This is a genomic window from Mesorhizobium sp. M0870, from assembly GCF_040319775.1.
In the GTDB taxonomy this organism is placed as follows: Bacteria; Pseudomonadota; Alphaproteobacteria; order Rhizobiales; family Rhizobiaceae; genus Mesorhizobium.
Map to the genome: position 1 here is coordinate 1 of NZ_JAMYOI010000063.1, position 8,362 is coordinate 8,362.

Annotated in this window: 3 protein-coding genes and 5 pseudogenes; 6 read left to right on the forward strand and 2 right to left on the reverse strand. The window is 55.8% G+C overall.

The window, feature by feature from the left end; genetic code table 11:
- Nucleotides 1-147 (reverse strand): annotated as a pseudogene (locus tag NKH97_RS32890) (IS6 family transposase); the annotation flags it as partial.
- A gap of 398 nt (nt 148-545) precedes the next feature.
- On the opposite strand from NKH97_RS32890, the gene NKH97_RS32895 reads away from it, so the two are divergent.
- Nucleotides 546-1,271: an FkbM family methyltransferase gene (locus NKH97_RS32895; protein WP_352799899.1), complete on the forward strand. Its 726-nt coding sequence runs from the start codon at nt 546-548 to the stop codon at nt 1,269-1,271.
- A 228-nt stretch (nt 1,272-1,499) separates the two neighbouring features.
- On the opposite strand, the pseudogene NKH97_RS32900 reads toward NKH97_RS32895, so the two are convergent.
- Nucleotides 1,500-1,922 (reverse strand): annotated as a pseudogene (locus NKH97_RS32900) (DDE-type integrase/transposase/recombinase); the annotation flags it as partial.
- A 12-nt stretch (nt 1,923-1,934) separates the two neighbouring features.
- Between NKH97_RS32900 and NKH97_RS32905 the strand changes: the two are divergent.
- From NKH97_RS32905 to NKH97_RS32925, 5 genes and pseudogenes are all read left to right on the forward strand, one after another.
- Nucleotides 1,935-2,156, forward strand: a pseudogene (locus NKH97_RS32905) (hypothetical protein); the annotation flags it as partial.
- 488 nt (nt 2,157-2,644) lie between these two features.
- On the forward strand, nt 2,645-5,263 hold the full coding sequence (locus NKH97_RS32910) for a hypothetical protein (protein WP_352799901.1): 2,619 nt from the start codon (nt 2,645-2,647) through the stop codon (nt 5,261-5,263).
- Between the two features lie 398 nt (nt 5,264-5,661).
- Nucleotides 5,662-6,392 (forward strand): annotated as a pseudogene (locus tag NKH97_RS32915) (IS6 family transposase).
- A 1-nt stretch (nt 6,393) separates the two neighbouring features.
- The gene (locus NKH97_RS32920) at nt 6,394-6,798 is read left to right on the forward strand and encodes a 2-phosphosulfolactate phosphatase (protein ID WP_352799904.1); all 405 of its coding nucleotides are present in this window, start codon (nt 6,394-6,396) and stop codon (nt 6,796-6,798) included.
- 113 nt (nt 6,799-6,911) lie between these two features.
- A pseudogene (locus NKH97_RS32925) lies at nt 6,912-8,259 on the forward strand (IS5 family transposase).
- Nucleotides 8,260-8,362 lie beyond the last annotated feature (103 nt).

Sequence of the window (8,362 nt, forward strand, 5' to 3'; positions counted from 1 at the left end):
GGTCCAGCGGTGAATGGTCGTGTGGTCGACGGCGATCCCCCGCTCGGCCATCATCTCCTCAAGATCGCGCAGGCTCAGATTGTAGGCCAGGTACCAGCGCACGCAAAGCAGGATCACGGACCGGTCGAACTGACGGCCTTTGAACATTCCAACCCTCCGAAAATGATCGAAGGCTCCTTGCCACAGTGCTGGTAATCAAAAGGTTGCAACAGATCCAATCGGCGCCTTCGTCGATACCGCTTTCAATACGCAACGGTACGCGCATGTCCGCGCCGCCACCAAGCACAACGCGCGATCTACAGCAAGTTTCGCTGTCTGCGCGTCACTTCGGCAAGTGGCTTGCCGGTTGGTGGCGCCGATGTCGCGAACCCGACAAAGTGTCGCGGTCATTCCAGCGGGCGCGCGCGCTTCATCTTTTCTAAGTGAGGAGCACCGCATTCCGCAACGTGGCACGCCGATTGCTGCGATGATGAGCAAGAGCCGCCGCGACAAACCGGTCGGGCGGCCCCGTACCAAGATCACAAGTTACATTGGAGCGCCGAGCCATGCTGTCCCAGTTTGAAAACCAGTCCATAAATCAAGAGGTCGCCAGGCTCAATCTACCGAACTCTCGGATCAAGCACTTCGCGCCGGCTAGTTACGCACAAGCTGGAGAAGACGTTATTGTCGAAGGAATACTGGCTGCAAGACTCTGCAAGAGCCAAAGACCTTGGGCCAGTGCGTTCTATGTCGAGATCGGCGCCAATCACCCCATCTCTACCTCAAGTACCTATCTTTTGTACCAAAGAGGCGCGCGAGGTGTTTTGGTTGAACCCAATCCTGAGCTGGGGGCGCTGATCCGGGCTGCGCGCCCGGAAGACGTTCTCGTGCGATCCGTTGTCTTGCCTGCTCCGCAAGCGTCTGCCACGCTCTTCATCGGAAACGCCCATGAGCTTTCGTCGGTGGATAAGGCACATGTGGAAAGTTTCGGCGACTTCGACGGTATAGGAGGTATCCGAGAGCATATTGAAGTGAGCGCGATCGGTATCAATGAACTATTGGCGCCTTATGCCAATAAGGTCGATTTTTTATCAATCGACTGCGAGGGACTAGATCACGATCTCGTTAAGGCCATCGACTACGAGCGCATCAGACCTGCTGTCATCCAATGCGAGCCAAGTGAGCATTATCTGAAGGGCATCAGGGACCGGATCATCAATCTGATGGAATGCAGGTCATACCGGCTTGCTGCAATGACTAACATCAACCTCATCTTCGAGCGATTGCCCTGATGGAGTGGCGCAATCGAACGCTGTCATTGAACAAACACCAAAGCCCTGCCATGGCGTCCGACCCTCGGGTGCCGCGCGGCAATCAGGCAAGATGGGAGCGCGTATGCCGCATGTACCGTAGGCGGGCAACTAAGGCCGTCCAGCCCTGGTAATTCCATATGTGGACGTATTTGGACGGTTTTGTTGCAACGGCTGAATAGGGCGCAGAGAGGCCTGATGCGCGGTCAATCAGGCGGCGAGGATTTCGAACTGCTCGACCAGGGACGGATTCGGATTGAAAGCGTACCTCGCCTGTCGCTTGCGCATCATGTGGATCATTTCGATGCCGGACAGGATGGTGGAGGCGGTGGCCGTCGATTTGAAGCCGGGCATCGGCCGGACCCCGCGCTTGATGTGCCGATGGTCCTGCTCGATCCGATTGTTCAAATACTGGCTCAGGCGGATGCGGATCGGCTTCAGCCGGCGCCGGGAGCGATCCTGCAAGCGATTTGTGGTGTCGCAAGAAACGGTCGCCTCGTGGTTGGTCTGGCTCCCGTCGATGATGACGCGATCCGGTCGGCCATGACGCTCCAGCGCCTTTCTGAAGAAGCGCTTGGCCGCCGGCAGGTCGCGCTGCTCGCTGAACCAAAACTCGACTGTGTCACCGACAGATGTGCCGCTGCAAAACGGGAGCGGATGATGCAAGGCTTCCGATCACCAGGAGCACCGCAACGCTTCGTTTCGATCTTCTCGGCTCTGCGCAATCTCTTCGTCCAGCCCCGCTCAAAACGCTCCGCGCTCGCTACACATATTCACCGCCTGCCATGGCGGAACGGAAAGCTGTGGCCATGGTCAGCTGACATCAGCGGCCGCAGGTCTCAACGCGTGTATATGCAGACAACGTGACATCGCCACTTAACACTTCTTCATCAAAATATCACAACGACCCGGTGCGTACACACGCTATTGTTCCTAACATAATCAAACACTTGAGATACAATGCCTCACTCCCGTCGCTACGTTGACGGCAACTCTACAACTGATATTCTTCGGCCAAAGGTTTGGTGAGCCGAAGATGGTCACTCAATGGTCGGATGTATTTTGATGTTAGCCGCATTTCGATTCGGCAAGAGCAGGGGTAAAACGATGAGATAGGGATCGTCTGGCGGTAGGACAGCGGCGTTTTGCTCGGCAGACCCTGGTACGAATCCAAGTCCCTCAACCAGTTCAGGACATCTCTATTTTAATTGCCGGCTTCTTGGAAAACTCTGCAGCGAACGCGGTTGCCGCTGACCTCGACAATTTGGCGATGCGGAGGGCCTAAACCCAAGAGTGGACGACAAGTGAGAAGTTCTCAGCCAGAACGATTGCACTTGCGCTGAAGGAGAAACACTATGCAGCTTATACTGGAGCGCTTGGCCGCCAAGATAAAGCAAGCCCATATTGATCAGCAGTCTCCCGGAAGCTTACGTATTGAGGATATGTTTGCTCCTGACTTCGTGCCGCATATTTCCGCCGGAGACGACGTCTATCGGTTTATCGGTCACTCTGATGCAATGTTTCCATACGGGGGGCGTCTAACAGAAAAGATCAACCAATGGCAAAAGCCGGAGGATCGCCTTCTCTCCAGCAACGTGCGTCATACTAACCATAACACGCAAATAACGGCCCACGATATCCCCACTATTCTGGACGACTTTGGCGCTTCCGTAAAGGTACTCTCACTCGACTGCTTCGATACGTTGCTATGGCGCAACACTGCGACACCCAAAGACGTTTTTGCTGTGCTGGCCAATAATCCCGTCGGGCGAAGGTTCGGGATAACTCCTCACCAACGCATTAGCGCTGCTGCGCGTGCCTATCGAGCGAAGCCTTTGGAGAACGGATCCAGGGAGATCGATATCGGTGACATTTATCGGATTTTTAGATCGCTTTCTTGTGAGGAACGGGAGCTATTGGCCGAGGCGGAAATCCGGACCGAAATGAATGTTTGCTTTGCATTCTCACCGTACGTAGAACTGATCAGGCTGGCGCACACCCGTGGTATCAAAATTATCGTCGTAAGCGATATGTATTTGCGCGAAGGCGAGTTAAGGCGCCTTTTGGCTCGGCATTTGCCTGCGGACGCTATGCAGGCAATCAGCAAGATTTACTGCTCTGTCGATTATGGGACGTCGAAAAGCCATGCCCTTTTTCAGATTGTAATCAAAGAGTGTGGCGTTCCTGCATCGCAACTACTCCACATCGGGGATAATGACGTATCCGATGCGCAAGCGCCGCGGAAATTGGGCGTACGTGCGCTACATTTTCTGCAGTTTGATCGTGAGGTCGCAGACTTCTTGCGCCTACAGCACGCGGCATCTTCGTTGATTGTACTCGAACAACCAGATCCGGAAGCAGTTGTTCTTCCCTGCTATAGTCCATTTCGGCCAATTTTTTCCGTAGCAAACCTGCAGCCGTACGCGCCTGAGACAGTGACCGGCTACATGTCGTTCGGCCCGCTGCTATACGCTTATGCCCGTTTTCTTATGGACGAGGTGGAGACACTACAACAGCAGGGCAAGCGAGTAAGAGTCTTCTTTCTGTTGCGTGGGGCTTATCTTCTTTCAGCCGCTTGTGAAGCCTATGCGGGCAAGCCCGTTGGCACGCTGGTACGAATCCGCAACTTCGTTGCTGTTGCGGCCTCTTTCAAAACCCGTGCCGATGTCGATTATTACATCAGCGGGATCAAGCCCGAAACTGACGATCTTCATGCCACAGCAAAACAGCTTTTGATTCCGCCGGAAGTGACGGAATTGTTAATACGGATCGCTCATCAATGTGACGATCCACGAACGGCGTTCCATCGGTTGCTGCACGACGACGATGTGTTGGAGTTAATATTCAAGAACTCCTTTGCTTTGCGTGCGCGCTTGATGCGCTATATGTCAAAGGAATTGGAGTTGGAGCACGGCGATACCATTATCTTGGCAGACACAGGCTATATCGGCTCTACGCAGGACTATTTGGCTCGCACCTTCAAAGAAGAATTTAAAGTCGACATACTGGGGCGCTATGTGGTCGGCTCCGACGAACCTTACCGTGCGGCGAACAGCAAAGCACTTATTACGTCGCCTTGGTGGCATTGCAGATTATTTGAGCAATGCTGCACTGTTAAGGAAGGAACACTTGTTGACTATGACTCATACGGAGAGCCAGTTCTTGGGGATATCATATTGAGCGATAAACAGTACGAGAAGGTTGCCAATGTTCAGGCTGAATGCTTGCGGTTCATTAATGATGCGAAGACGTTTTTTGCCAAGGCTAGTGTGACGCACGAGTATTCTATTTTGCAGCGGGCCGCCCATGCAGCTCTATTTCGTCAGACCTACATGCCTATTGAAGCGGAGTTGGAATATTTCAAGGACTTCGAGCACGACAATTTTAGGGAACCAGATCGCAAGAAGACGATCTATCATCTAGAAAGTGCTGGGAAAAATGCGAGGTGCCTGCCCTCACCGTCTCGGCTGGGCCCATATGAAACGCGCAGCTTGGGCCTTGACTTCACATTCAGCGGTCTGGTGCAAAGAAGATTTCAGCTCGATCTAGGCCCAGAAGATATGAATGTGCGTTTTTCACCTCTGAAAATCTCGATAGGGAGCATACACGAGTCCAAGGTCTTCTTGCTTAGGGCACACCATCTGCATGACGGATATTTCTCCATGATGCTGCCATATATAAGCGGCACCAGTGTAAAAATGCTCCTGGGGGAGCACTATGAATGGTTGCAAATCGAAGATATACAACTGTTAAATAGTGAAAGAAGCGTGTGTAGGAATGTGTCGATCTCACTCGATTTGAAAGAAATCAACCGGGAGGGAGAGATTTACCAATGCCTGTCACAGGCAAGTGTCGCGACAATACGTCCCGTTGAGTTGCAACAGTTCAACGCGCCTCATTACTACAATATGATCTTTCGCCCATTGGTTTCGAGGACATCTGATCCGCCGCCGAGTCGAGGCAATTCGCAATAAAGGAAGAAAATTCATGCCGTCTGCGCAACGGTGATTCACTGGCTCCGAAGGGATTCTGAGGATAGCGAGTGCGCGGCGGCGACGATACAACTGGCGAACTGTTCAGATCCTGTGAGGGACCGGCACGGTGGCAAAGTGAGGTTGCCAAAACATCTCACCTTTGGAGGCTAGGAGACCAGTGCGCGGGTGTCTGGACTGGCGTGTTGATCTGTGATTCTCTCAATCGGTACATTGGATTGAGGGATGCGATGTCACGTCGGCGCATTCGTCAGGAAAAGTTTGGTTGTGCTGTTGATCGCGGCCAGCATTCGTCTTTGGATGCGCTTGCCAGACTGATCGACTGGGTGCCGATCGATCAGGTCCTTTGTGGGCGTTATCAACTTAACACGCGTTCAGGGATTTGCGGCATAGACCGATGGCATGAACACCGCGACCGTCAGCTACAACCGCCATCGTTTCCCGCCGCAGATCATCGCCAATGCAGTCTGGCTCTACTCCAGGTTCCCCTTGAGCCGGCGTCTGGTCGAGGAAATGCTGCTGGAGCGCGGGATCGTGGTTTCGTATGAGACAATCCGCCGGTGGGGCATCAAGTTCGGTCCGGATTACGCTCGCCGCTTGCGCCGCAAGCAGCACAGTCGAAACGATGTCTGGCACCTGGACGAGGTCGTCATCACCATCGCCGGCAGGAAACACTGGTTGTGGCGCGCCGTCGACCAGGATGGCTATGTGCTCGACGAGATCGTCCAGAACCGCCGCAACACCAAGGCGGCCAAACGCTTGCTGAGCATGATCACCGACAAGCTGCGCTCCTATAGCAGCCAGGCGACAGGTGATGCCGGGCGTCGAGCATCGGTCGCATAAGGGATTGAACAACCGGGCGGAGAATGCACATGCGCCGCTGCGAAAACGGGAGCGGATGATGCAAGGCTTCCGATCACCAGGAGCACTGCAACGCTTCGTTTAGATCATTTCGGCTCTGCGCAATCTCTTCGTCCCGCCCCGCTCAAAACGCTCCGCTCTGGCTACACATATTCACCGCCTGCAGGCCATGGCGGAATGGAAGCTGTGGCCATGGTCAGCTGACATCAGCGGCCGCAGGTCTCAACGCGTGTATATGCAGACAACGTGACATCGCCTGCGTCGGCCTTTTCGACGCCGGCAGCGATCGTGTGTTTGTCGGAGGATTTCGCTCGGATGTCGCCAAAGCGCGCGCCGCCGTGGGCGAGAATGGCGTTATTTGCGCGGAGCTGGATGACGGATCAACGCCTCTCGGATTCGATCATGAGCCCTCGCCATCCCTCCTGTCCCGACTCGATCTGTCGGGTCGCTCCGCGATGCTGGCAACTGCCAATGGCACGCCAGCCATTCTCGCGGCAGTCCGCAAAGGCGCAGCCTCAATACTCATTGGTTCGCTGCGAAACCTTGATGCGGTTGCCCGGCGTGCACTCGCGGAGGCGTCATTGCGCAATGCAGACATCACGATCATCTGCTCAGGCCAACTGCGCAACTCACGCATCGCGATTGAAGATAGTTAGTTCGCACTGAAAAACTCTTGGACCCCTTGCGCTGCAGGGATTCCCATCGGGTGTGAAGTATTGGAGAATGCCGGAAACCACCTTTGATCCCGTCATTTTCCGGTGTTTTTGCAATGCTGCCAGCCCGTCCGTCGTCCGGTAAGAATGATTTGTTCCGCGAGCGCCTCGATACCATCATCAGCGCCATCCGCTGGTCCGGTTGTCGGCATTGATGGAGTGGTCGCGCTTTGACAAGGCGTTTGGCGGGTTTTATCGCCCGGTCGGCAGGCCGGCCAAGCCGACGCGGCTGATCGTCGGTCTGCATTACCTCAAGAACGTCCACGACCTGTCCGACGAAGAAGTGGTGGAGCGTTGGGTGGAAAACCCTTATTGGCAGTTTTTCTGCGGCTTCGAGTTCTTCCAGCACGAGCCGCCGATCGATGCCAGCACGATGACGCGCTGGCCAAGCGGATCGGGCCCGAGGGGCTGGAGGAAATGCTGAAGGCAAGCGTCGACGTCGCACTCGAGACGGGGACTGCGAAGCCCGGTTCGCTGGAGCGGATCACCGTCGACACGACGGTGCAGCCGAAGGCAATCGCCCACCCCACCGACAGCCGGCTCTACCTCAAGGCAATCAAGATCCTGGTGCGTCAGGCCAAGCGGTACGGCATCATGCTCAGGCAGAGCCACATGCGGCTGGCCAAGGCAGCGGCGGTGCGGGCGGGTCGCTATGCGCATGCCCGGCAGTTCCGCCGGATCGCGTCGCGAACTCAAGCGCCTTCGCACCTATCTCGGCCGGGTGTTCCGCGACGTCGGCCGCAAGATCGCCGGCAATGCCGAACTCGAGGCCAGATTTGCCCGGTTGCTCGGGCTCGTCGAGCGGCTCTTGGCGCAGAAGCCGAAGGACAGGAACAAGATCTACTCCCTGCACGCGCCCGAGGTGGTCTGCATCTCGAAGGGCAAAGCCCGCAACCTTACGAATTCGGCTGCAAGGTCGGGATCGCGGCAACCAACCGCGAGGGCCTCGTGCTGGCGGCCAAGGCGTTCGAGGGCAATCCGTATGATGGCCACACGCTCGCAGCAACGGTTGATCAGGCGGTGGAGATCGGCGGCGTCGACCCGGACCGCATCTACGTCGACAAGGGCTATCGCGGCCACGACTATGCCGGCTCGGGATCGGTGATGATCGCCGGCCGCAAGCGTGGCCTGACGGCCACCATGTGTCGGGAACTGAAACGACGATCGGCCATCGAGGCCACCATCGGTCACATGAAGACCGACGGCCGACTGGACCGCAACTTCCTCCTCGGCCATGCTGGCGATGCGATCAATGCGCTACTCGTCGCCGCAGGCCAAAATCTGCGCCTGATCCTCACGGTTCTCGCTCTTTGGCTTGCCTGGTGCCTGCAAGCACTCCAGCCGAAAACGGCGAAATCGGATGCTTCCACCCGTCTTCACGCGTTCGGAATATCAACGCCTTAGCCGTTATTCAGGGCCGACTAGTTATTGCGCCGGACTGATCGTTTCACGGTTTTGTGCACTGGCGAAGGATGACGCTGTTGAACTGGACGACTCCGCGTCGCTC